This is a genomic window from Acidovorax sp. KNOB132 (genome assembly GCF_057541515.1).
Window position 1 is genome coordinate 1 of the sequence record NZ_BAAJYT010000050.1, and the last position, 22016, is coordinate 22016.

21 protein-coding genes are annotated in these 22016 nt (G+C 69.6%); 6 read left to right on the forward strand and 15 right to left on the reverse strand.

Annotated features, from left to right (window positions below):
- From AC27IO_RS09665 to AC27IO_RS09685, 5 genes are all read left to right on the forward strand, one after another.
- The coding region (locus AC27IO_RS09665; protein ID WP_498738686.1) for an acyl-CoA dehydrogenase family protein at window positions 1-845 on the forward strand (845 nt) is incomplete at its 5' end.
- A gap of 67 nt (window positions 846-912) precedes the next feature.
- A complete protein-coding gene (locus AC27IO_RS09670) occupies window positions 913-1983 on the forward strand; it encodes an acetate--CoA ligase family protein (protein ID WP_498738688.1) in 1071 nt (356 codons plus the stop codon).
- Window positions 1980-3023, forward strand: a complete 1044-nt coding sequence (locus AC27IO_RS09675; protein WP_498738690.1) for an acetate--CoA ligase family protein — start codon at window positions 1980-1982, stop codon at window positions 3021-3023. The genes AC27IO_RS09670 and AC27IO_RS09675 overlap by 4 nt, the downstream gene beginning before the upstream one ends.
- The gene (locus AC27IO_RS09680) at window positions 3010-3567 is read left to right on the forward strand and encodes a nuclear transport factor 2 family protein (RefSeq protein WP_498738691.1); all 558 of its coding nucleotides are present in this window, start codon (window positions 3010-3012) and stop codon (window positions 3565-3567) included. Before AC27IO_RS09675 ends, AC27IO_RS09680 begins: the two co-directional genes overlap by 14 nt.
- Window positions 3568-3855: 288 nt before the next feature.
- Window positions 3856-5085 (forward strand): porin, encoded by a 1230-nt coding sequence (locus AC27IO_RS09685; RefSeq protein WP_498738693.1) that lies wholly within the window; start codon window positions 3856-3858, stop codon window positions 5083-5085.
- Between the two features lie 123 nt (window positions 5086-5208).
- Here the strand turns inward: AC27IO_RS09685 and AC27IO_RS09690 are convergent, their stop codons facing one another.
- On the reverse strand, window positions 5209-6006 hold the full coding sequence (locus AC27IO_RS09690; protein ID WP_498738695.1) for an SDR family NAD(P)-dependent oxidoreductase: 798 nt from the start codon (window positions 6004-6006) through the stop codon (window positions 5209-5211).
- Window positions 6007-6224: 218 nt separating this feature from the next.
- On the opposite strand from AC27IO_RS09690, the gene AC27IO_RS09695 reads away from it, so the two are divergent.
- Entirely contained in the window at window positions 6225-6992 is a 768-nt protein-coding gene (locus AC27IO_RS09695) for an IclR family transcriptional regulator (RefSeq protein WP_498738697.1), read from the forward strand.
- 30 nt (window positions 6993-7022) lie between these two features.
- On the opposite strand, the gene AC27IO_RS09700 is transcribed toward AC27IO_RS09695, so the two are convergent.
- The 14 genes from AC27IO_RS09700 to AC27IO_RS09765 form a co-directional block, all read right to left on the reverse strand.
- Window positions 7023-8726: a flavin-containing monooxygenase gene (locus AC27IO_RS09700; RefSeq protein WP_498738699.1), complete on the reverse strand. Its 1704-nt coding sequence runs from the start codon at window positions 8724-8726 to the stop codon at window positions 7023-7025.
- 214 nt (window positions 8727-8940) lie between these two features.
- Window positions 8941-9732 carry an SDR family NAD(P)-dependent oxidoreductase gene (locus tag AC27IO_RS09705; RefSeq protein ID WP_498738701.1) on the reverse strand — a complete coding sequence of 264 codons (792 nt, stop codon included), beginning with the start codon at window positions 9730-9732 and terminating at the stop codon, window positions 8941-8943.
- 9 nt (window positions 9733-9741) lie between these two features.
- On the reverse strand, window positions 9742-10698 hold the full coding sequence (locus tag AC27IO_RS09710; RefSeq protein ID WP_284425240.1) for a branched-chain amino acid ABC transporter permease: 957 nt from the start codon (window positions 10696-10698) through the stop codon (window positions 9742-9744).
- Window positions 10699-10706: 8 nt separating this feature from the next.
- A complete protein-coding gene (locus AC27IO_RS09715) occupies window positions 10707-11588 on the reverse strand; it encodes a branched-chain amino acid ABC transporter permease (protein ID WP_272566111.1) in 882 nt (293 codons plus the stop codon).
- Window positions 11589-11622: 34 nt separating this feature from the next.
- A complete protein-coding gene (locus tag AC27IO_RS09720; protein ID WP_498738704.1) occupies window positions 11623-12342 on the reverse strand; it encodes an ABC transporter ATP-binding protein in 720 nt (239 codons plus the stop codon).
- Entirely contained in the window at window positions 12335-13090 is a 756-nt protein-coding gene (locus AC27IO_RS09725; RefSeq protein WP_284410349.1) for an ABC transporter ATP-binding protein, read from the reverse strand. The genes AC27IO_RS09720 and AC27IO_RS09725 overlap by 8 nt, the downstream gene beginning before the upstream one ends.
- A gap of 22 nt (window positions 13091-13112) precedes the next feature.
- The gene (locus AC27IO_RS09730; protein ID WP_272566107.1) at window positions 13113-13868 is read right to left on the reverse strand and encodes an SDR family NAD(P)-dependent oxidoreductase; all 756 of its coding nucleotides are present in this window, start codon (window positions 13866-13868) and stop codon (window positions 13113-13115) included.
- The gene (locus AC27IO_RS09735; RefSeq protein ID WP_498738706.1) at window positions 13865-14773 is read right to left on the reverse strand and encodes an SMP-30/gluconolactonase/LRE family protein; all 909 of its coding nucleotides are present in this window, start codon (window positions 14771-14773) and stop codon (window positions 13865-13867) included. The genes AC27IO_RS09730 and AC27IO_RS09735 overlap by 4 nt, the downstream gene beginning before the upstream one ends.
- Window positions 14774-14809: 36 nt before the next feature.
- Complete coding sequence (locus AC27IO_RS09740) at window positions 14810-16033, reverse strand: ABC transporter substrate-binding protein (RefSeq protein WP_498738709.1); 1224 nt, start codon at window positions 16031-16033, stop codon at window positions 14810-14812.
- A 112-nt stretch (window positions 16034-16145) separates the two neighbouring features.
- A complete protein-coding gene (locus AC27IO_RS09745) occupies window positions 16146-17792 on the reverse strand; it encodes a long-chain-fatty-acid--CoA ligase (protein ID WP_498738711.1) in 1647 nt (548 codons plus the stop codon).
- 214 nt (window positions 17793-18006) lie between these two features.
- Window positions 18007-18717 (reverse strand): 7-cyano-7-deazaguanine synthase QueC, encoded by a 711-nt coding sequence (queC, locus tag AC27IO_RS09750; RefSeq protein WP_487089313.1) that lies wholly within the window; start codon window positions 18715-18717, stop codon window positions 18007-18009.
- A 75-nt stretch (window positions 18718-18792) separates the two neighbouring features.
- Window positions 18793-18948: a hypothetical protein gene (locus tag AC27IO_RS09755; RefSeq protein WP_272549895.1), complete on the reverse strand. Its 156-nt coding sequence runs from the start codon at window positions 18946-18948 to the stop codon at window positions 18793-18795.
- An 82-nt stretch (window positions 18949-19030) separates the two neighbouring features.
- Entirely contained in the window at window positions 19031-20632 is a 1602-nt protein-coding gene (locus AC27IO_RS09760; RefSeq protein ID WP_498738713.1) for an OpgD/OpgG family glucan biosynthesis protein, read from the reverse strand.
- Between the two features lie 128 nt (window positions 20633-20760).
- Entirely contained in the window at window positions 20761-21960 is a 1200-nt protein-coding gene (locus tag AC27IO_RS09765; RefSeq protein ID WP_284410354.1) for a threonine ammonia-lyase, read from the reverse strand.
- Window positions 21961-22016 lie beyond the last annotated feature (56 nt).

The following is a 22016-nucleotide window of genomic DNA, read 5'->3' on the forward strand; positions in this document are numbered from 1 at the left end:
CGCAGCCCCTGGCCGCGCGCTGCGCCGTGGTGCCCCTGCTGCTGGCCGGCCTGCCGGGCGCCAGCAACGTGCTGCGGGCCATGGCCGCGGGCGAGGCCTCGGTCTGCCCCGTGCTGGACATGGGCCCGGTGCCCCTGGCTGCCGTGCGCGATGGCGATCGCCTCACGCTCAACGGCCGCCTGCATGGCGCCGACCTGACCGAGCCCGCCACGCACTTCGTGTTCGTCGCCATACAGGACGATGGCCAGCCGCTGCTGGTGCTGGCACCGCGCGATGCGGTGCCGGGCCACGCCAGTACCTGGCTGGGCATCGACGGGCGTCAGACGGCCGACATCGCCCTGACCGGCGTCACGCTGGCGGCGTCCAGCGTGCTGGCGCAGGGCGAGGACGTGTGCACCCGCGTGGAGCGCGCCAGCGCGGTCGGTGGCCTGCTGGCCTGCGCCCAGACCGTGGGCGCTATCGGCGCGATGATCGAGCAGACCATCGAGTACCTCACCACGCGCGTGCAGTTCGGCGTGGCGCTGGCCACGTTCCAGGCGCTGCGCCACCGCGTGGTGGAGATGTACGTGGCCTACGAGAACGTACGCGGCATGGTGCGCCGGCAGGTGCTGGACCTGTGTGAGGGCTCCGCCAGCGGCTCGCCGCGCGACATCGCACTGGTCAAGCTCTACCTGTCGGTCACGGGGCGCCAGGTGGCCGAGTCCGCGATCCAGCTGCACGGGGGCATCGGCATGTCGCGCGAACTGCCCGCGGCGCGTCTGGCCATGCACGCGCTGGCCTGCAGCCTGCAGTGGGGCGATCGCTTCGCGCACCTGGACCGCCTGGCGCGGCCCGCGCTGCAATGAGCCGCCCGGCCACGCCAGCCTTCCGAACCGACCAGACAGAGACCCCCGTACAGAAGGACGCTTTCCCATGCATTCGTTGCACCCGCTGTTCCACCCCACGTCGGTCGCCCTGGTGGGCGCCTCGTCGGACCCCGAACGCATCGGCGGCAGGCCGCTGCGTTTCATGCTCGAAGGGGGCTTCGAGGCGCCGCTGTACCCCGTCAACCGCAGCGGCGACGCCATCCAGGGCCTGCCGGCCTACGCCAGCGTGCGCGACATCCCGCACCCGGTGGACCACGCCATCATCTGCGTGCCCGTGGCGGGCGTGGAGGCGGCGGTGCGTGACAGCATCGCCAAGGGCGTGAAGGCCATCCAGGTGCTCACGGCCGGGTTTGCCGAGGTGGACGCCGAGGGACGCGCGCTGCAGGACCGCATCGTGGGCCTGTGCCGCGATGCCGGGGTGCGCATGGTCGGCCCCAACTCCCTGGGTCTGCTGAACGTGCCCACGCGCTTCTTTGCCACCTTCTCCACGGCGCTCAATGGCTTAAAGCCGCGCCCCGGCCCCATCGCCCTGGCCACCCAGAGCGGGGCCTTCGGCTCGGCCGCCTACGGCGCGGCATCGCTGCGCGGCCTGGGCTTCAGCAAGATCGTGGCCACGGGCAACGAGGCGGACGTGGATGTCGCCGAGTGCATCGACTACCTCGTGGACGACCCCGATACGCGCGTCATCTGCGCGGCGCTCGAGTCCTGCCGCGATGGCGATCGCCTGCGCGCCGCTTTGCTCAAGGCCGCGCATGCCGGCAAGCCCGTGGTCATCATGAAAGTGGGGCGCACGGAACTGGGCGCGGCCGCCGCATCCACGCACACCGGCTCGCTGGCCGGCGACGACGCGGTGTACGCCACGGTGTTCGAGGAGTGCGGCGCCTGGCGCGCCGCTTCAATCGAGGAGATGCTCGACATCGCCTACCTGCACTCCACCACGGGCCGGCTGCCGCAGAACACCGATGTCGGCGTGGTCACCGGCTCGGGTGGCATCGGCATCCTGATGGCCGACGACGCGGGCGAGCGCGGGCTGCAGCTGTCGCCGCTGCCGGCCGCCGCGCGGGCCGCGGCGCTGGAGCTGCTGCCGTTCGCCGTGGCAGCAACCCGCTGGACATGACGGCGCAGGTGACCGCCGTGCCGCAGGGCGTGCCGCGCACCGTGGCACTGATGCTGGACCAGGCCGGCTACGGCACCGTGTTCGCCTACCTGGCGCATGTGGGCCTGTCGCCACAGCGCTTCGCGGCCACGCAGGCCGAGCTGATCGCGCTCAAGCAGCGCCATCCGCACCGGCTGCTGGTGCTCGTCATGCTCTCGCGTCCCGAGGTGAATGCGACGCTGGAACAGCACGGCATCGCCGTGTTCGAAGACCCGTCGCGCGCCGTGCAGGCCGTGGCGGCGCTGGCCCACGTGCACAAGCGCCGGAGTACCCTGCACCTGCCGCCCCCGCCGACCGGGCCTTCCGCACCACTGGGGAACGTGGCCACCGAAGACGGCGCCAAGCGTGCGCTGGCGGCCGCGGGCCTGCCCGTGCTGCCCGAGCGGATCTGCCGCAGCGCCACGGAGGCTGCCGAGGCGGCCTCCGCCATGGGCTACCCCGTGGTGGCCAAGATCGTCTCGCCCGACATCGTGCACAAGACCGAAGTGGGCGGCGTGCTGCTGAACCTGCCAGACGCGCAGGCGGTGGCCGAAGGCTTTGCCGCGCTGATGCAGCGCGCGCAATCGGCCCGGCCCGATGCCCGGCTCGATGGCGTGTTGGTGGCGCCCATGCTCAAGGGGGGCGTGGAACTGATCGCCGGCATCCACCGGGACCCGACCTTCGGACCCATGGTGATGTTTGGCTCGGGCGGCACGGCCGTGGAGCTGTTCAAGGACGTGGCCTTCGCGTCGGCACCGCTCACGCCGCAGCGGGCCCGGGCGCTGATGGAGCGCGTGCGCTCCACACAGTTGCTGCGCGGCTGGCGCGGCGGCCCGCAGTACGACGAACAGGCCCTGGCCGACGCGCTGTGCAGGCTGTCGGAGTTCGCCTTCTCGCATGCCGATCAGATCGAGAGCATCGACATCAACCCGCTGGTGGTGCGTGTGCAGGGCGCCGCCTGCCTGGATGCTGTGATCGCCGTGCGCGCTCCCGCGCTAGGGGACTCCCATGGCACCCATTGAAGCGCGCCTGACGGCGCTGGAGGCCGGGTGGCAAGCCCTGGCCGACAAGGATGCCATCCGCGAGTGCCTGTACCGCTACAGCCGGGGCATCGACCGCTGCGATGCGGAGGCCCTGCGCAGTGCCTACTGGCCCGACGCTACTGACCGCCACGGCCCCTACCAGGGCAGTGCGGAGGGATTCATCGACTGGGCCCTGGACAAGCTGCCGGGGGGCGGCCGGATGGTGCACCTGCTGGGCAATATCGCGATCGAACTGCGGGGCGAGCAGGCCGCGGCCGAAAGCTACTTCCAGGCCTTTCAGACGGGTACCAGCGCCCAGGGGGAGGCCACCGAGACCTTTCTGTGCGGCCGCTACATCGACCGCTTCGAGCGCCGCGCGGGCCAATGGCGCGTGGCGGCCCGCACCGTGGTCTACGACTGGATTCGCGAGGCGCCCGCCGCCCCGGGCACCGATGCGCAGCGCTTCGGCGTGCGCATGCCTGTGGGCGCGCACAAGCCGGCGGATGCATGGTATGCACTGCTGTCTGGATTACCCGATGGATAATTTCAACGCCTGATTTTCGTTGGGCTTCAATAATGGCCTGGATGAATAATCCGGGCCATTGGCGCTGGATTTTTTGAATTTCCGGATGGGTTTCTTTGATGGTCGGTGAATACCCGTAATCGATCGGTGCATACCCTGCAATTGCTATGTAGGTCATTGAAATTAATAGGATTTTTTCTTACCATTTTTTAACCGGTCGACAGGTAATTAATGGTTTTGCTGTGGGTGTCCGGTCATGTGCCAACCCTGGCGGGTGGCGATTCATATTGCTGCGTGAGGAGACATTCGATGTCGGAAATATTCAACAAAACAGCCGGCCGTATTCGCCGGGGCATCCAGGGCACGCCATCACGCGTGCTAGTGGGCGCCATGGCCGCCTGGGCCTGTGGCCAAGCGCCGGCGTGGGCGCAACAGGCGCAGAAAGAAGAACTGCGCCAGATCACCACGCCTGCGGGCGGCATGGCCGCCGCCGCATCCAGCGTGACCCTTTATGGACTGATCGACACCAGCATCGCCTATGCCTCCGGCGCAGGCGGGCGCATCACCAAGCTGGACAGCGGGCACATGAATGGATCGCGGTTCGGTTTCCGGGGCTCCGAAGACCTGGGCGGCGGGCTGCGTGCCAACTTCTGGCTGGAGGCGGGCATCAACTCCGACACGGGTGGCTCGGGGCAGAACCAGGGCGCAGGTGCCAAGTTCTTCGGCCGGGGTTCCCTGGTCAGCCTCACGGGCGACTTCGGCGAGGTGCGGCTGGGCCGCACGGTGACCACGATCAGCTCCGAGGCGCAGGCCGTGGGCGATGCCTTCGGTTTGGGGGGCGCCGGCAACCTGCAGGGCATCCAGCCGGCCACAGGCCGCGCGAACAACACGGTCTGGTATCAGTCGCCGTCGTTGTCCGGATTCATCGGCAAGTTCTCGTACTCCTTCGGCGAGCGCACCAGTGCCACGGGCGGCACCCAGGCCGCCAACCAGGCCGCCGTCGCGTTGTTCTATTCCGGCCAGGCGCTCAGCGGCGCGGTGGCGTACACCACCTTGCGCCATCCCACGGACCTGAGCACGGTGCGCTGGCTCAACTCCAGCCTGGCCTACAACTTCGGCGGCTTCAAGCTGTTCGGCTCGTTTGCGACATTCAAGAACCCCGGCGCCGACCTCAGCCCGGCCGTGCATGCGGCACTCGATGGCAATGTGCAGTTGGCGGGCATTCCGACCGTGGGCTACTACGCCGGGCAGGACGACCGAAGCGCCTCGCTGGGCGTGGCGGTACCGTTCGGGTCCAGCACGGTGCTCGCGCAGGTTGTCAAGGTGGATGACCGCGGCCCGCTGAACCGCGACGCCACGCAGTTCGGCGTGGCCTACCTTTATGCCCTGTCCAAGCGCACCACGCTGTATGCGGACTACGGCAAGGTGAAGAACCGCAACGGCGCAGGCTATGCGCTAACGGGCGCGACGTCGCAGGCCGGTCTCGGCGACGGGGGCAACAGCGATGCCGTGCACGTGGGCGTACGCCACGCCTTCTGAGCCCGCGGTCGCGCGCAGGCCCGCCTGGTGGGGACGGGGCCTGCCGCGATGACCCGCGGGCCAGCAGGGCTCTGGACGCCGGCCGCGTTGCAGCGCGCGCCGGTTGCCGGGCCCGCGGGCGTTTCAGCCGGCAGCGGGCCGGCCCCAGCCGCCCATGGGCAGCGAGCCCATGAGCGTGTGCGCCAGGCCACCGTCCACCAGCAATTCGGCGCCATGCACGTAGGCCGCGTCGGGGCCCAGCAGGAAGGCGGCCACGCTCGCCATGTCATCGGCTTCGGCCAGCCGGCGCAGGGGCACGCGCGCTTCGCGCAGCGTGCGGGCCTCGGGGTCGGTATAGGCTGCCGCCGTGCCCGGCGTGAGCGTCAGCCCGGGCGAGAGCGCGTTCACGCGAATGCCCTCGGGGCCCCACTCGGCGGCCATCTGGCGCATCAGCATGAGCGCGGCGGCTTTGCTGGCGCTGTAGGCGCCCAGCGGCGGCGTGGCATGGCTGCCCGAGATCGAGGTGATGAACAGCACGGTGCCGCGCGTGGTTTTCAGCGCCGGGTAGGCGGCCTGGGCCAGCAACAGCGGCGCGCGTGTGTTGACGGCGAAGACGCGGTCCCACATGGCCGGGTCGTACGTGGCCAGCGGGCCCGGTGCCGCGAAACCCGCGTTGCTGACCACGGCGTCCAGGCCCCCGAAGGCGTTCACGGCCTGCGCGCACAGGCGGGCCGGAAAGGCCGCGTCGGCCAGGTCGCCGCCCAGCACGAGCGCGGTGCCGCCGAGTTGCCGGATCTCGGCCGCCACGGGCTCCAGCTCGGCCAGGTGCTGGTCCGCCAGAGCGATGCAGGCGCCGCCGTGGGGCGCGGCGTTGCGCGCCAGGCGCAGTGCGATGGCGCGGCCGATGCCCCGCGCGGCGCCGGTGATGATGCAGCGGTTCACGAGGCCTCCGCTGGCGTGGTAACGCCGGGCTGGCCGATGGAAGGGAAAGGAAGGTGTGCCATGGGGTTCAAGGGTTGGAATGAAGGCTTGCGGGAAGGAAAGCGGTCCGCCGTGCGGGCCTGTGTCTGTGTCGCGCGCAGGGCCGCCGGTGGTGGCGGTGGCCCGCACAATGGGCCGGCCATGCCATGCACCTGCCGCGTTGTCTCTGGAGCTTTCCCATGCCCACCAGCACGGTGAAGTCGGCAACGCGCGTGCTGCAGGTGCTGGAACACTTCGCGCAGGTGCGCACGCCCCTGCCGCTCAAGCACATCAGCGAGGCGCTGGGCTACCCCCAGTCGAGCACCACGGTGCTGCTCAAGAACCTCATCGCCATGGGCTACCTGCGCTATGACCGCACCGAGCGCTTGTACTTCCCCACGCCGCGCGTCACGTCGCTGGGCGACTGGATCTCGCAGGCACTGTTCGGCCAGGGCCGCGTCTTCGAACTGATGCACGACCTGCACGGCGCCACGGGCGAGACGGTGTCCATCGCCATGCTCAACGACATCTATGTGCAGTACATCCGAGTCATCCAGTCCACGCATGCCATCCGCTTTCACACCGACGAAGGCAGCCTGCGGCCGCTGACGCGCTCGGCCGTGGGCTGGCTGCTGCTCACCGACCGCACCGATGCGGAGGTGGAAAAGCTCGTGCACCGCGCCAACATTGCCGTGCAAGGGCGCGAAGACCGGGTGCCGCTGGAGACCATCGCCCCCGAGCTGGCCGGCGCCCGGCTGCGCAAGGCGCTCTACCTGGAGAACCTGCCGCTGCTGGGCGGCGCCACCATCGGCGTGGTGCTGCCCTGGCGTGTGCAGGGCCGCCTCGTGGTGCTGGGCATGGGTGGCGCCATCGAGCGCATGCGGCCCCACCGGGCGCGCTACACCGCGCTCATGCGGCGGCTGGCCCTGCAGCTGGAGCAACCGCAGCCCGGGCCGGGCCGCGCATAGCGCACGCATTGGGCGGGGCGGCGCGGACGGTCAGCCCGCCACCGCTGCTTCGGCCGGGGCTTCCTGGCCTGTGTGCGGCACCGGCCGCGTCAGGGTTGGGCGCTGGAAGGTGAAGTTGCGGTAGCCGTCCTGCGCGGCGGCCGCGCAGTGCTCGCGGTACTTGGCGAAGCCTCCGGTGAACAGCGTGAGGCCCTGCGGCTTGTCCTTCACGTTGGCGCCCACGTACCAGGTCTTGGCCTTGAGCAGCAGCGAGCGCTGCGACAGCGTGTAGACCAGGTCCATCCAGCCCTGCTCGGCCTGGGCCGTGGGCTCGATGGTGGCCAGGCCCTGGCCCTGCATGTGCTGCATGGCGGCGGCGATCCAGTCCACGTCGTTTTCGCTGATGCGGATGATGTTGGCCAGCGCGGCGGGGCCGTTGGGGCCGGTGGTCATGAAAAGGTTGGGGAAGCCCTCCATCATCAGGCCCAGGTAGGAACGCGCGCCGTCCTGCCACTTGCCGTTGACGGTGCAGCCGTCGCGGCCGACCACGTCGAAGGCCAGCATTGCGCCAGTCAGGCCGTCGTAGCCGGTGGCCAGGATGAGCATGTCCAGCTCGACCTCGCCGGACTGCGTGCGAACGCCCTTCTCGGTGATCTCCACGATCGGATCGTGCAGCAGGTCCACCAGGTGCACGTTGGGGCGGTTGTAGGTCTCGTAGTAGCTGGAGTCCAGGCAGGGACGGCGGGCGAAGATGGGGTAGCCGCGCGGCTTGAGCTGCTCGGCCGTCACCGGGTCTTTCACGACCTCCCCGATCTTGCCGCGCACGAATTGCGCTACATGCTCGTTGGCTTCGGCGTTGGTCATCAGGTCGCAGAAAGTGCCGAGCATGGCCAGGCCGCCGCTCTTCCAGGCATCTTCCAGCAGTTGCTGGCGCTGACGGGGCGTCACGCTGAAAAACGCGCGGGTGGATTGCGGGCGCACGCCGCCCACGGCACTGTTGCGCGCGGACTCACGGATGCCGGCGTAGTGGCGCTTGACCTCGGCCATGTACTCGGGCGTGAGGTCTTCGTTGCGCATGGGCATGGTGAAGCTGGGCGTGCGCTGGAAGACGAACAGCTCGCCGGCCTCCTTGCCCACCTCCTGCACGATCTGGATGCCGGTGGAGCCGGTGCCGATCACGCCCACGCGCAGGCCTTCGAAGCGCACGGGCTCGTGCGGCCACCTGGCCGCGCGCAGCAGGCGGCCCTTGAAGCGCTCCAGGCCGGGGATCTCGGGGTCCTTCGGGATGGAGAGCGGGCCGGTGGCCATGATGCAGTAAGTAGCCTCGTAGACGGCCCCGCGGTCGGTCTTCACCGTCCACAGCTGGCGCTCCTCGCTCCACACGGCGCTGGTCACGCGCGTGTTGAACTGGATGTGCCGGCGCAGGTCGAGCCGATCGGCCACGAAGTTGATGTAGCGCAGCAGCTCGGGCTGGGCCGCGAACTGCTCCGACCAGGTCCACTCCTGCTCGATCTCGGGCGAGAAGGAGAAGCTGTAGTCGATGCTGGGCAGGTCCACGCGCGCGCCGGGGTAGCGGTTCCAGTACCACACGCCGCCCACGTCGCCGCCGGCCTCGAAGCCCTGGATCTTCAGGCCCATTTCCCGGAACTTGTACACGGCGTACATGCCGCCGAAGCCCGCGCCGACGATGGCGACGTCGATGCGCTGGGGCGGGGTGGGAGCGTTGGCGTTCCCGTGCGGGGTTTGCGTTGTCATGTTGTCTCCTCTGGGGGGCGGCATGGTCCGTGCCGCGGATGGTTTCAGATGGGGTCAGGTCGCCACCGGCGCTGCGCTGGCGCTTGCGGCGTGCGGTCTGTCCTGCGGGAAATGATGCGTTCGCGCCGTGCGCGCATCAAGCAAATGCACGGGTGGGGCCTGCAACATCACATCCATGATTTCCGGGTGCCCGCGCGGCCCGTGCACGCCTGCCTCAGACGGCCAGCGTGCCGCCGTCCACCGGCAGCGTCACGCCATTGACGAAGCTCGCCATGTCCGAGGCCAGGAACACCGCCGGCCCCGCCAGCTCGTGCGGCTGGCCCAGTCGGCCGGCGGGAATGCGCTGCATGAAGCGCGCGAGCCGCTCGGGGTTGGCGCGCGTGGCCTCGGTCATCGGTGTGTCGATCACGCCCGGCGCCAGCGCGTTGACACGGATGCCATCGGGCGCGAGGTCGAGCGCCAGGGTCTGCGTGAACATCTTCACCGCCGCCTTCGAGGGTGAGTAGCCCAGCGCACCGCCCTGCGCGATGAATGCCGCGCCCGAGGCCACATTGATGATGCTGCCGCGCGTGCGCCGCAGCGCGGGCAGCCAGGCGTGCACCGTGTGGAACACGCCGAAGAGGTTCACGTCCATCGTGCGGCGCAGGTTCTCGGCGGCGCGCGGGCTGTCGATGCCTTCGCGGATGATCACCCCCGCGTTGTTGACGAGCGTGTCCACATCGCCGACCGACTGCGCCACCTGCGTGGCGAGGTCATGGCAGGCCTGGGCGTCGGACACGTCGAGCGCCCAGGCCCAGCCCTCGGTGCCGGCGGCGCGCACATCGCGCAGCGTGTCTGCACAGCGATCGGCCTGCAGGTCGGTCACGATGACGCGCGCGCCGGCCTGGGCGAAGGCCACGGCCACCGCGCGGCCGATGCCGCTGGCCGCGCCCGTGACAAGGGCCAGGCGGCCGGCCAGCAGCCCGGGGGTGGCCGGCCAAGTGGGGGGAAGTGCATGGGCTGGCATGGGGTCTCCCTACAGCGGTGCCGCGCCGCGCTGGCGACGGCTGGCGAGATAGGCCTGGAACTGGCCGACGATGCCCTTGCGGAACAGCATGACCACGATGACGAACACCACGCCCTGCAGGATCAGCACCCACTCGGCGAACGAGGCGAGGTAGTTCTCCATGGTCACGATGACCATGGCGCCCACCACCGGGCCCAGCAGCGTCTGCATGCCGCCCACGATGCAGATGAGCAGGGCCTCGCCCGAGGTGGCCCAGTGCACGTCGGTCAGCGAGGCGAGCTGGAACACCAGCGCCTTGAGCGAGCCCGCGAAGCCCGCGATGGCGGCCGACAGCACGAAGGCCAGCAGCTTGTAGCGGTTGACGCGGTAGCCCAGGCTCTGGGCGCGCGGCTCGTTGTCGCGGATGGCGCGCAGCACCTGCCCGAAGGGCGAGTGCACCAGCCGGTGGATCAGCCAGAACGCGCCGCCGATGAGCACCGTGACGAAGTAGTACAGCACCAGCGTGTTCTCCAGCGAGAACAGACCCAGCACGGTGGGGCGCGGGATGTTCTGGATGCCGTCTTCGCCGCCCGTGAACGGCAGGCGCAGCGCCATGAAGTACACCAGCTGCGCGAAGGCCAGCGTGATCATCGAGAAGTAGATGCCCTGGCGGCGGATGGCCAGCAGCCCTGTCAGCAGGCCCAGCACAGCGGCCGCGGCCGCGCCCAGGGCGATGCCGCTCAGGCCCTCCCAACCCCAGACCTTGACCGCGTGCGCGGTGATGTAGCCGGCGGTGCCGTAGAACATGGCGTGGCCGAACGACAGCAGGCCGACGTAGCCGACCAGCAGGTTGACCGATGCCGCCAGCAGCGCGAAGCACATCAGCTTCATGAGGAACATGGGATACACCACGAACGGCGCGGCGGCCAGGCAGGCCAGGGCGGCCAGCAGCAGCGCGTTGTGGGTGCGTCGACTCAGCAGGTCCATGGCGACTCCTAGTGGGCACGGCCGAAGAGGCCATGGGGACGGACGGCGAGCACGAGGATCATCACCACGAAGATGACCACCCCCGCGCCATCGGGATAGAAGACCTTGGTCAGGCCCTCGATGGCGCCCAGCGCGAAGCCGGTGACGATGGAGCCCAGGATGGAGCCCATGCCGCCGATCACCACCACCGCGAACACGACGATGATCAGGTTCGAGCCCATCAGCGGGCTCACCTGGTAGATCGGCGCGGCCATCACGCCGCTCAGGCCCGCCAGGCCCACGCCCAGCCCGTAGGTGAGCATGAGCATGCGCGGCACGTTGATGCCGAAGGTGCGCACCAGCGGGGCGTTCTCGTTGGCCGCGCGCAGGTACGCGCCCAGCTTGGTCTTCTCGATGAAGAACCAGGTGCCCAGGCAGACCGCCAGCGCCGCGGCGATCACCCACACGCGGTACAGCGGCAGGAAGGTCACGCCCACGTCGATGCCGCCCGTCAGCGGGTTGGGGTAGGGCTGGCCGCTCACGCCGAACTGCAGGCGGAAGGCGCCCTCCATGAGCAGCGCCACGCCGAAGGTCAGCAGCAGCGCGTACACGTGGTCCAGCGCATACAGCCGGCGCAGCATCAGGCGCTCGAACACGACCCCGAAGCCCGCCACCACCAGCGGCGCGATGACGAGCGCCGGCCAGTAGCCGATGCCCAGGTATTCGAGCAGCCCCCACGCCACGAAAGCGCCCAGCATGTACTGAGCGCCGTGGGCGAAATTGACCACGTGCAGCAGTCCAAAGATGATCGACAGCCCCAGGCTCATCAGGGCATAGAAGGCGCCGTTGATGAGCCCGACCAGAAGCTGCCCGATCAGTGCAGCCCAGGGGATTCCGAATAGCCCGTCCATCGTGTTGTCCGTCCTGCGTTGGGTGAAGAAGGGCTCACAGGCCCAGAAGCGACTCGATGTGTTCGCGCTGCGTGTCGAGTTCGTCGCGGCGGAAGTGGCCCGCCACCTCGCCTTCCTCGATCACGTAGAAGCGGTCGGCCAGCGCGCAGGCGAAGCGGAAGTTCTGCTCCACCAGCAGCACGGTGAAGCCGCGCTCGCGCAGCATGCGGATGGTGGCGCCGATGCGCTCGACGATCACCGGCGCCAGGCCCTCGGTGGGCTCGTCCAGCAGCAGCAGCTTGGCGCCCGTTCGCAGGATGCGGGCGATGGCCAGCATCTGCTGCTCGCCGCCCGACAGGCGGGTGCCCGGGCTGTGCCGGCGCTGCTGCAGGTTGGGGAACAGCGTGTAGATCTCGGCCACGCTCAGGCCGCCGGGCAGCAGCACCGGCGGCAGCAGCAGGTTCTCTTCGGTCGAAAGGCTGGCGAAGATGCCGCGCTCTTCGGGGCAGTAGGCCGCGCCCAGGCGCGCGATCGCCTCGGGCGGCAGGCCCTCGGTGGGCAGGCCGCGCAGCGTGATCCGGCCCTCGCGCCGGCCCAGCAGTCCCATGATGGCGCGCAGCGTGGTGGTCTTGCCGGCGCCGTTGCGCCCCAGCAGGCACACCACCTCGCCCTCGTTCACGTCCAGGTCGATGCCTTGCAGCGCCAGGGTTTCGCCGTACCAGCCGCGCAGGCCGCGCACCTGCAGCAGGGGCTGCGCGTCGTGGGCCTCAGGCATGGGTACCTCCTACGTAGGCTTCGATGACGCGCGGGTCGCGCGAGACCTCGTCATAGCTGCCCTCGGCCAGCACCTGGCCGGCCTGCAGCACGGTCACGCGGTCGCACAGCTCGGCGATGACCTTCATGTTGTGCTCGACCATGAGCACCGTGCGTCCGCGCGCGGCCTCACGGATCAGCGCCACCACCGGGCCGATGTCTTCGTGGCCCAGGCCCGCCATGGGCTCGTCCAGCAGGATCATCTCGGGCTCCATGGCGATGGTGGTGGCCAGCTCCAGCGCGCGCTTGCGCCCGTAGGGCAGCTCGCCGGCGGGCGTGTCGCGCCAGCGCGTGAGGCCCACGCGTTCCAGCAGCTCCAGCGCCCGCGCGTCCAGCGTGCGCAGGACCTTCACGTTGCGCCAGAAGGCGAAGGTGCCGCCGTGGCGCTTCTGCAGCGCCACGCGCACGTTCTCCAGCACCGTCATCTGTCCGAAGACGGCCGAGATCTGGAACGATCGCACCAGGCCCGCCATGGCCACGGAAGCCGGGTCGCTGCGCGAGATGTCGCGGCCGTTGAAGACCACCGTGCCCGAAGACGGCCGCAGGAAGGTGGTGAGCAGGTTGAAGCAGGTCGTCTTGCCTGCGCCGTTGGGCCCGATGAGGGCGTGGACCGAGTGCCGGCGCACCCGCAGGTCCACGTCCTTGACGGCGTAGAAGCCGCGGAACTGCCGGCTGAGCTGGCGGGCTTCGAGGATGAAGGGGGCGTCCATGGCGGGGCGGCCGTTGGGCGGCTCAGAGGAAGGCATGGGTGACGCCGCCGTCCACGAGCAGCGACTCGCCGGTCACGAAGCTGGCGTCGTCCGACGCCAGGAAGCATGCGGCCTTGGCGATGTCCTCCACCTCGCCCAGGCGCTTCATTGGCGTCTTGGCGATGCGCAGCTTGGCCTTTTCGGCATCGACGTTGATCTTCACGCCCTCGGTGAGCACCGAGCCCGGGCAGATGGCGTTGACGCGGATGCCGCGCGGTCCCAGGTCCACGGCGGCCGAGCGGGTCAGCCCCAGCACGCCGGCCTTCACGCCGCAGTACAGCATGCCCTCGGGCAGACCCAGAAAGGCGGCCGACGAGGCGATGTTGACGATGCTGCCGCCGGCCTCCATGGCCTCGGCACCCACCTGGATGCCCCAGACCACCGAGTTGAAGCCCGTGCCCACCATGCGATCGAGCATCTCGGGCGTGATGGCGTCGATGGGGCCGTAACGCACCCAGATGGCGTTGTTCACGAGCACGTCCAGGCGGCCGAAGCGCTCCTTGAGCGCACCCACGGCGTCGCTGAAGCTCGCGCGGCGTGCCACGTCGCCGCCGAAGGCCATGGCCTGCAGCCCCTGCGCCTGCAACTGCTCGGCCGCTTCGTGCGCCATGTCCTCGGCGCGGTCCAGGATGCCGACGGCGGCGCCTTCGGCCGCCATGGCGTCGGCGATGGCACGGCCGATGCCGCGCGCACCGCCGGTGATGAGGGCAACCTTGCCTTCGAAACGTCGGGTGGTCATTGAGGGGTCCTTGTCGAATGGTGAGAGGGGAGGTCGGCGAAGCGGGCTTCCTCCAGCCCGCGCACGCCCGTGCCGTGGATGGCGAACACGGCGCCCGCGTCGGGGTGGTCGCTGCGCAGCAGGTTGCCGCTGTCGCGGATGGAGGTGAGGTAGATCACGTCCAGCCCGGGGCCGCCGAAGCAGGGGCAGGTCACGAAGGTCACCGGCAGCTGGATGCGGCGCTCCAGCCGCCCGTCGGGCGTGAAGCGTGCGAGCTGGCCGTTCTGCACCAGCGCCACCCACAGGCAGCCCTCGGCGTCCACGGTGGCGCCGTCGGGCACGGAGCCCAGCGCGCGCGTGTCCACCATCACTTCAGCCGGTCCGATGTCGCCTGTGGCGGCGTCGTAGGCGTAGCGGCGCACTTGGTGCGTGGGGCTGTCGGCAAAGTACAGCCAGCGCCCATCGGGGCTGAAGCAGGTGCCGTTGGCCACGTGGATGCCCGTGTCCAGCGTGCGCACGGCGTGCGCGCCGAGCTGGTAGAGCGCGCCCTCGGGCGCCATGCGGCCCAGCGTCATCGATCCGACCACGAAGCGCCCGTTGCGGTCGGTGCGGCCGTCGTTCAGGCGCATCCGGTCGGCGCCGTGCGCTACCCGCACGCCCAGGGGCGAGAGGGTGCCCGTGTCCGGGTCCAGGTACTGGAAGTCGTCCTCCAGCGCCAGCAGCAGCCGGCCGCTGTCGCACAGCGCGATCGCGCCGATGTGCTGGGGCAGTTGCCACTGCGCGCCGGCCCCGGTGGCCGGCCTGTGGCGCCGCACGATGCCGGCGCGCCCGTCGATCCAGTAGAGCGACTGGGTGCGCGCGTCCCACAGTGGGCATTCGCCCAGCAGGTCCCGCTGCGGGGCCAGGATGTCGATGCGAAGGGGCATGGAAGGGCTCGGGCTGCGTATCGGCCGGGCGCGGGCCTACTTGGCGGCGGCCTTGATGTAGTCGCAGCTGCTCTCGGACAGCGGGCGCCAGGTCTGCTCGGGCGGGATCTCGCCGCGCACCGTATAGAAGTCGTTGGGGCCCTTGGACTCGGAGGGCTTCTTGACCTGTATGGCGTACACCGTGCGCAGCGCCTGGCCGTCCTCGCGGATCTTCACGTCCTTGGAAAAGAAGTCGTTGATGGGCAGCTCGCGCATCTTGGCCGCGACCTTGGCGCCGTCGTCGGTGCCTGCGGCCTTCACGGCCTGCAGGTAGTGCCAGGCGGCGCTGTAGGCGCCCGCGTGGATGTAGGTGGGCACCACGCCCTTGTTGCGCGCCATGAAGCGCTTGGCCCAGGCGCGCGAGGCCTCGTCGCGGTCCCAGTAGAACGGCAGCGTCAGCTGCAGGCCCTGGGCCACGTCCAGTCCCATGGCCGAGACGCTGTTGATCGTCATGCCGAACACCGTCACCACCTGGCCGCCGCGCGTGATCTTGTATTCCGCGGCCTGCTTGAGGGCGTTCGACAGATCGAGCCCCGCGTTCAGGATCACGATGGCCTGCGCGCCGCTGGATTGCGCCTGCAGCAGGTACGACGAGAAGTCGGTGGCGCCCAGCGGGTGCTTGACCGAGCCCACCACCTTGCCGCCGGCGGTCTGGATGAAGCGCGTCGCATCGTCCTGGTAGGCCTGGCCGAAGGCGTAGTCCACGGTGATGAAATAGAAGCTCTTGATGCCCTGCTTCATGAGGCTCTGCACGCCGGCCTTGGGCAGCGCATAGGTGTCGGTAAGGAACTGGAAGTTCATCGGCGAGCAGGACTTGTTGGTCAGTTCCGCGCTCACCGTGCCCGCGATCAGGTAGGGCTTCTTGCGTTCCTTGAGAAGGCTGGAGATGCCCAGCGCGATCGACGAGGCCGAGCCGCCGACGATGGTGTCCACCTTCTCGGTGTCGAGCCACTTGCGCGCGATGTTCAGGCCCACGTCGGGCTTGTTCTGGTCGTCGGCCACGACCACCTCGACGGGCTTGCCGAGCACGGCGCCGCCGAAGTCCTCCGTGGCCATGCGCACGGCCAGCGTGGAGCCGGGGCCGCCGTTGCCCGAGTAGGGGCCGGTCTGGTCGGCCATGACACCGATGCGCACCACATCGTCGCTGATCTGGGCGTGGGCCGCTGCGCCGCAGGCGAGGGCCAGGGCGGCAAGGGCAAGGCGGGAGCTGGGCAATGGCATGGGTGTGTCTCCTTGGTGTGTGCGTGTCTTCGGTCGGGACGGATGCATCCAGGGCCCCGCCGTCCGCGGGGTGTGCGATGCCAGCGGCCCGCAGGGGCCGCGGGGCGTGGGCTCAGGCCGCGTCGGTGGGCAGGCGGTGGTCGCGGAACAATTCGCGCAGCCGCGTCTTTTGCAGCTTGCCGGTGGCGGTGTGGGGCAGCGCGTCGATGAACACCACGTCGTCGGGCATCCACCAGCGCGCGATGCGGTCCTTCATGAAGTCGAGGATCTCCGCGCCGCTCACCGACTCGCCCGCCTTGGGCACCACGATGAGCAGGGGGCGCTCCTGCCACTTGCTGTGGTAGGCGCCGATCACCGCGGCCTCCTGGACCTTGGGGTGGCCCACGGCCAGGTTCTCCAGGTCGATGGAGGAAATCCATTCGCCGCCGGACTTGATCACGTCCTTGGAGCGGTCGGTGATCTGCACGTAGCCCTCGGCGTCGATCAGCGCCACGTCGCCGGTGGCGAACCAGCCGTCCGCATCCAGGGCCGCGCCCGGCTCCTGGCCGTAGTAGGCCGACACCACCCAGGGCCCGCGCACCTTGAGATCGCCGGGGGTGCGGTCGTCCTGCGCGCGCTGGCGCCCCTCGGCGTCGAACACCGCGATCTCCACGCCGAAGATGGCGCGGCCCTGGCGGGCCTGCACGGCGTGGCGCCCTTCGGCGGGCAGATCCGCGTGCCGGGGCAGCAGGTTGCCGATGGTGGCCAGCGGGCTGGTCTCCGTCATGCCCCAGGCCTGGATCACGAACGCACCGAAGAGCCGGTCGAATTTCTCGATGATGGCGAGCGGCGCGGCCGATCCGCCCACCACCACGCGTTGCAGCCGCAGCGCCGCGCGCTCGGCGGCGGGCAACGCCTCGGCATGCTGGAAGAAGCCCAGCCACACCGTGGGCACGCCCAGCGAGAGCGTGCACTGTTCGTCGCGCAGCAGCGCGAAGAGGCGCTCGCCCGAGAGGTTGGGGCCGGGCAGCACGAGCTTGGCGCCGCTCATGGCGCTGGCATACGGAATGCCCCAGGCGTTCACGTGGAACATGGGCACGGCCAGCAGCACGCTGTCGCGCGCGCCCAGCCCCAGGCCGTCCGTGGCGCAGGCGGTCCACGAATGCAGCACCGTCGAGCGGTGGCTGTACAGCACGCCCTTGGGGTGGCCGGTGGTGCCCGAGGTGTAGCAGAGCGACGAGGCGGTGTTCTCGTCCAGCGCGGGCCAGGCGAAAGCGGCGTCGCCCGCGTCCACCAGGTCTTCGTAGCACAGCAGCGGCGCGGGCAGGTCCACCGCCGGCAACTGGTCGCGCCGGCACAGGGCCACGTAGGCCCTGACGGAGGGCAGGTGCGGCGCGATCTGGGCCACGAGCGGCGAGAAGTCCGGGTCGAAGCACAGGTACTCGTCGGCCGCGTGGTTGACGATGTAGCTGATCTGCTCGGGGAACAGGCGCGGGTTCACGGTGTGCAGGATGGCGCCCATGCCCGAGACCGCGTAGTACAGCTCCAGGTGCCGGTGCGTGTTCCAGGCCAGCGTGCCGACCCGCGCGCCCTGCGGCAGACCGCAGGCGTGCAGGGCGCTGGCCAGGCGCCGCGCGCGGTGGCCCACTTCGCCCCAGCTGGTGCGCAGGCTGGTGTGCGCGTCGACGTGGGAGACGATCTCCACGTCGCCGTGGTGGCGAGCCGCGTGCTCCAGCAATGTGGAGATGAGCAGTGCTCCGGATTGCATCAAACCCTGCATTTGTCTTCCTCTTTCTCTGCGGCGTCGCCCTGATTCCGTGAGCGATCTGTTTTTTACATGCCGGCCGGTAAGTGAATTGATGCTAGCAGAACGACTCCGGACCAACAACGCCCGCGCGCTGGGTGAAAACCCTTGCGTCGCGAGGCATTCGACGCCGGGTGGGGACACAGGGAATGTGCGGAGACGGCCGGAAAGTGGCGCATCTCCGCGGTCGTCAAGGGCCTGGCGGCAGCCCCGTCCACTGAAAGTAGCCTGCGCGGCGCAGTTCGCACGCCGGGCAGGTGCCGCAGCCGTAACCCCAGGCATGCAGCGTGTCGCGCACCCCGTGGTAGCAGGTGTGGGAGCGCTGCACGATCAGGTCCACCAGCGCATCGCCGCCCAGCTGGCGCGCCATCTCCCAGGTCGCGGCCTTGTCGATCCACATGAGCGGCGTCTCGAAGGTGAAGCGCTGCCCCATGCCCAGCGATACCGCCACCTGCAAGGCCTTGAGCGTGTCGTCACGGCAGTCGGGGTAGCCCGAGAAATCGGTTTCGCACATGCCGCCCACCAGCGTGTGCAGCCCGCGCCGGTAGCCCACCGCGGCGGCGAGCTGGAAGAACAGCAGGTTGCGGCCAGGCACGAAGGTGTTGGGCAGCCCGGCCTCGGTCATCTGGATGGCGGTGTCGCGCGTGAGCGCGGTGTCGCTGATCTGGCCCAGCACCGCGAGATCGACCATGTGGTCCTCGCCCATGCGGCCGGCCCATTGCGGGAACTCGGCGCGCAGCGCGGCCAGCACCTCCTGCCGTGCCTGAAGCTCCACGTGGTGCCGCTGGCCGTAGTCGAAGCCGATGGTTTCCACCCGCTCGAAGTGGGTCAGTGCCCAGGCCAGGCAGGTGGTGGAGTCTTGTCCACCGGAAAAAAGGACCAGGGCGTGGCCGGCTCTCATGGTGTGTTCCTTTGAAGGACGTGGGCGTAAAAAAGCCCCGCGGCGCGGGGCTCTGCGAAGGGGAGGGTCCGGCGCTCAGGCCATGTAGATGGCGATGAAGGCCAGCAGAAACATCAGCACGCCGCCCACCACGGGCAGCACGATGGGCATCAGCGGGACCACGGCTTCGACGCCATCGGGGGCATGGTGGTGTTCGCCAACGTGCGGGGTGGTGGTCGTGTCGTGGGCCATGGGTTCTCCTGGTGGCTGCCTCAAAAAGTGATGAAATTCTAGCGGCAGCCGCCGGGCGGCCGCCACAGGGTTTCGACGGGTGTCACACCAGCTTGCGGTCCGCAGGGGCCGGTGGCACCCACTGGTAGAGCCACGTTTCGGTGATCGGCTCCTTGCCCACGCGCAGGAACAGGCGGATGGTGATGGGCTCGGTGCTGTCGTCCTCGGGCCGGATGTCGAACATCGCGCGCCAGCCGTTCACGGCGTCCAGGGGGCGGGCCGACGTGATCTCGACCTTGCCGCGGCTCACCGTGATCACGGGCTCCACCTTGGCGTCCCGGCCGAGGGCCGCGAGGTTCTCGCCCGCGAAGTCGACCGCGAAGCGCCACGAAAAGTACTTGCGCGGCTGGCCCACCACGCCGCCCAGGCCCGTGCGCGTGGCCACGCAGCCGGCCAGCGCGGGACGGGCCGGTGGGTGCGCGCCCCAGTACAGGCGGTAGCCCACCAGCAGCTCTTCGCCCGCCTTCGGCTTGCGCTCGGGGTTCCAGAACGCCACGATGTTGTCGAAGGTCTCGTCGATGGTGGGGATCTCCACCAGCTGGATCGAACCCGCGCCCCAGTCGGCCTTGGGCTCCACCCACAGCGAGGGCCGGCGCTCGTAGAACACGCCGTCGTCCTGGTAGTGGTCGAAGTTGCGGTCGCGCTGCAGCAAACCGAACCCGCGCGGGTTCTGGTCGGCAAAGGCGTTGAACTGCAGGTTCGGCGGATTGGTGAGCGGGCGCCACACCCATTCGCCGTTGCCGCGCCACATCGACAGGCCGTCGGAGTCGTGGATTTCCGGCCGCCAGTCGTTGGCCATGCGGCGGTCGTTCTCGCCGTGCTGGAACATGCTGGTGCAGGGGGCGATGCCGATGCGCTCGATTTCCTTGCGCGGGTACAGCGCGGCGTCGATCTCCATGACCTGCGTGTCGCCCGGGGTGATTGCGAAGCGGTAGGCGCCGGCCACGCTGGGGGAGTCGAGCAGGGCGAGCACGACCACGGTGTTGGAGCCCGAGGCCGGCCGCTCCAGGTAGAACGCGGTGAAGTCGGGAAATTCTTCCGGCCGCTGCATGCCGGTGTCGATGGCCAGGCCCCGGGCCGACAGGCCGTATTGCCACTCGCCGCCCACGGCCCGGAAGTAGCTGGCGCCCAGGAAGGCCGCCACGTCGCGCACGGGGTCGGTGTGGAAGTTCAGGCGAAAGCCCGCGAAGCCCAGGTCGGCAGGCAGGTCGCCGGCCTTGAGGCCGCTCTTGCCGTAGTCGAACATGGCCGGGTCATAGGCCAGCTCCTGCGCCTGGCCGTTGGCCAGTTCGTACATGTGCACGGGCTTCTTGAAGAACAGGCCCAGGTGGAAGAATTTGGCCTGGAAGCGCAGCTTCTCGTCGGCCCACAGCGAGTGGTCGGGCCGGAACTGCATGGACTGGTACTGGTCCCAGTCGAGCGACGTGACCGAGGGGGGCAGGGTGCCCTGGTACGGCTCGTAAGCCTTGGCGGCCAGGGCGCGGGCCTGGCCCTTGAGCGCGGCGAAATCGAAGGGCTGCGGCTTGCCCAGGGGCTTGAGCGTGGCGAAGGCCTGGGTCCAGTTCAGGCCGAGGGTCCCGGCCGAAGCCAGGGCGGCGCCTCGGCCGAGGGTGCGCAGGAAGTGGCGTCGTTTTGGTTGCTGCATGGGCCAGCAGTGTGCCGAAAACCGCGCGCCATCCCATGCAACGCCGTGTATTCAGCGGGGAATTTCGGCAAAAAACCGCGTTTCTCCTACAAAAACCCCGCGGTTCGGAGCGGACGCCTTTCGGTGCCTCAGATCAGGTCGGCCTCCATGTGGGCCGCGCGCAATTGCTCCAGCACCTGCTGCACGTGCGCCTTGCCGCGCGTCTGCAGCACGAGTTCGATCTCCACGTTCTGGGCGGCCAGCATGGTGAAGGCCCGCTGGTGGTGCACCTCCTCGATGTTGGCGCCGGCCTCGGCCACAGTGGCGGTGATGCGGGCCAGCACGCCCGGAATGTCGCGCGCGCTGACCTTGATGCGGGCCAGCCGCCCGGAGCGCACCATGCCGCGCTCGATGATGGCGGCCAGCAGCAGTGGGTCGATGTTGCCCCCGCACAGCACCAGGCCCACCTTCTTGCCCTGAAAGCGTTCCGGGTAGCGCACGAGCGCTGCCAGGCCCGCGGCGCCGGCGCCCTCGACCAGCGTCTTTTCGATCTCCAGCAGCATGAGCACGGCCTGCTCGATGTCGCCCTCCTGCACCAGCACCAGGTCGTCCACCAGCCGCGCGATCACTTCGCGGGTGAGGGTGCCCGGCGTGCCCACGGCGATGCCCTCGGCGATCGTGGAGGTGCCCTGCGGATGCTGCGTGCCCTTGATGGCATTGACCATGGCCGGAAAGCGCGCGGTCTGCACGCCTACGATCTCGATGCCGGGGCGGATCGCCTTGGCGGCCGTCGCCACGCCGGAGATCAGTCCGCCGCCGCCCACCGCGATGACCAGGGTGTCCAGGTCCGGCACGGCCTGCAGCATCTCCAGGCCCAGCGTGCCCTGGCCGGCGGCCACGGCCTCGTCGTCGTAGGGGTGCACGAAGGTCAGGCCACGCTCCTCGGCCAATGCATAGGCGTGGGCGCGGGATTCCTCCAGCGTGTCGCCGTGCAGCACCACTTCGGCGCCAAAGCCGCGCGTGCGCTCCACCTTCACGCCCGGCGTGAAGCGCGGCATCACGATCACGGCGCGCAGGCCCAGGCGCTGCGCGTGGTAGGCCACGCCCTGGGCGTGGTTGCCGGCGCTCATCGCGATCACGCCGCGCTGCTGCTCTTCGGGCGACAGCTGGCTGAGCTTGTTGCAGGCCCCGCGCTCCTTGAAGGAGGCGGTGAACTGCAGGTTCTCGAACTTGAGGAACACCTGGGCGCCCACGATCTGCGAGAGCGTCTTGGATTCCACGCACGGCGTGTCGAGCACATGGCCGCGCAGGCGGGCGGCGGCATCCTGGATGGTTTGGAGCGTGAGCATGGGCGACATTGTGGCGCGTGCCGGACCGCGCGCCGGCCAACGCCAACGCCAACGCC

Coding starts and splice junctions, on each gene's coding strand:
- AC27IO_RS09745 (WP_498738711.1), bottom strand. CDS start 17,792: ATGCAGGGTTTGATGCAATCCGGAGCACTGCTCATCTCCACATTGCTG.
- AC27IO_RS09680 (WP_498738691.1), top strand. CDS start 3,010: ATGGCACCCATTGAAGCGCGCCTGACGGCGCTGGAGGCCGGGTGGCAA.
- AC27IO_RS09700 (WP_498738699.1), bottom strand. CDS start 8,726: ATGACAACGCAAACCCCGCACGGGAACGCCAACGCTCCCACCCCGCCC.
- AC27IO_RS09715 (WP_272566111.1), bottom strand. CDS start 11,588: ATGGACGGGCTATTCGGAATCCCCTGGGCTGCACTGATCGGGCAGCTT.
- queC (WP_487089313.1), bottom strand. CDS start 18,717: ATGAGAGCCGGCCACGCCCTGGTCCTTTTTTCCGGTGGACAAGACTCC.
- AC27IO_RS09740 (WP_498738709.1), bottom strand. CDS start 16,033: ATGCCATTGCCCAGCTCCCGCCTTGCCCTTGCCGCCCTGGCCCTCGCC.
- AC27IO_RS09720 (WP_498738704.1), bottom strand. CDS start 12,342: ATGCCTGAGGCCCACGACGCGCAGCCCCTGCTGCAGGTGCGCGGCCTG.
- AC27IO_RS09710 (WP_284425240.1), bottom strand. CDS start 10,698: ATGGACCTGCTGAGTCGACGCACCCACAACGCGCTGCTGCTGGCCGCC.
- AC27IO_RS09725 (WP_284410349.1), bottom strand. CDS start 13,090: ATGGACGCCCCCTTCATCCTCGAAGCCCGCCAGCTCAGCCGGCAGTTC.
- AC27IO_RS09730 (WP_272566107.1), bottom strand. CDS start 13,868: ATGACCACCCGACGTTTCGAAGGCAAGGTTGCCCTCATCACCGGCGGT.
- AC27IO_RS09760 (WP_498738713.1), bottom strand. CDS start 20,632: ATGCAGCAACCAAAACGACGCCACTTCCTGCGCACCCTCGGCCGAGGC.
- AC27IO_RS09765 (WP_284410354.1), bottom strand. CDS start 21,960: ATGCTCACGCTCCAAACCATCCAGGATGCCGCCGCCCGCCTGCGCGGC.
- AC27IO_RS09675 (WP_498738690.1), top strand. CDS start 1,980: ATGACGGCGCAGGTGACCGCCGTGCCGCAGGGCGTGCCGCGCACCGTG.
- AC27IO_RS09735 (WP_498738706.1), bottom strand. CDS start 14,773: ATGCCCCTTCGCATCGACATCCTGGCCCCGCAGCGGGACCTGCTGGGC.
- AC27IO_RS09670 (WP_498738688.1), top strand. CDS start 913: ATGCATTCGTTGCACCCGCTGTTCCACCCCACGTCGGTCGCCCTGGTG.
- AC27IO_RS09705 (WP_498738701.1), bottom strand. CDS start 9,732: ATGCCAGCCCATGCACTTCCCCCCACTTGGCCGGCCACCCCCGGGCTG.
- AC27IO_RS09695 (WP_498738697.1), top strand. CDS start 6,225: ATGCCCACCAGCACGGTGAAGTCGGCAACGCGCGTGCTGCAGGTGCTG.
- AC27IO_RS09685 (WP_498738693.1), top strand. CDS start 3,856: ATGTCGGAAATATTCAACAAAACAGCCGGCCGTATTCGCCGGGGCATC.
- AC27IO_RS09755 (WP_272549895.1), bottom strand. CDS start 18,948: ATGGCCCACGACACGACCACCACCCCGCACGTTGGCGAACACCACCAT.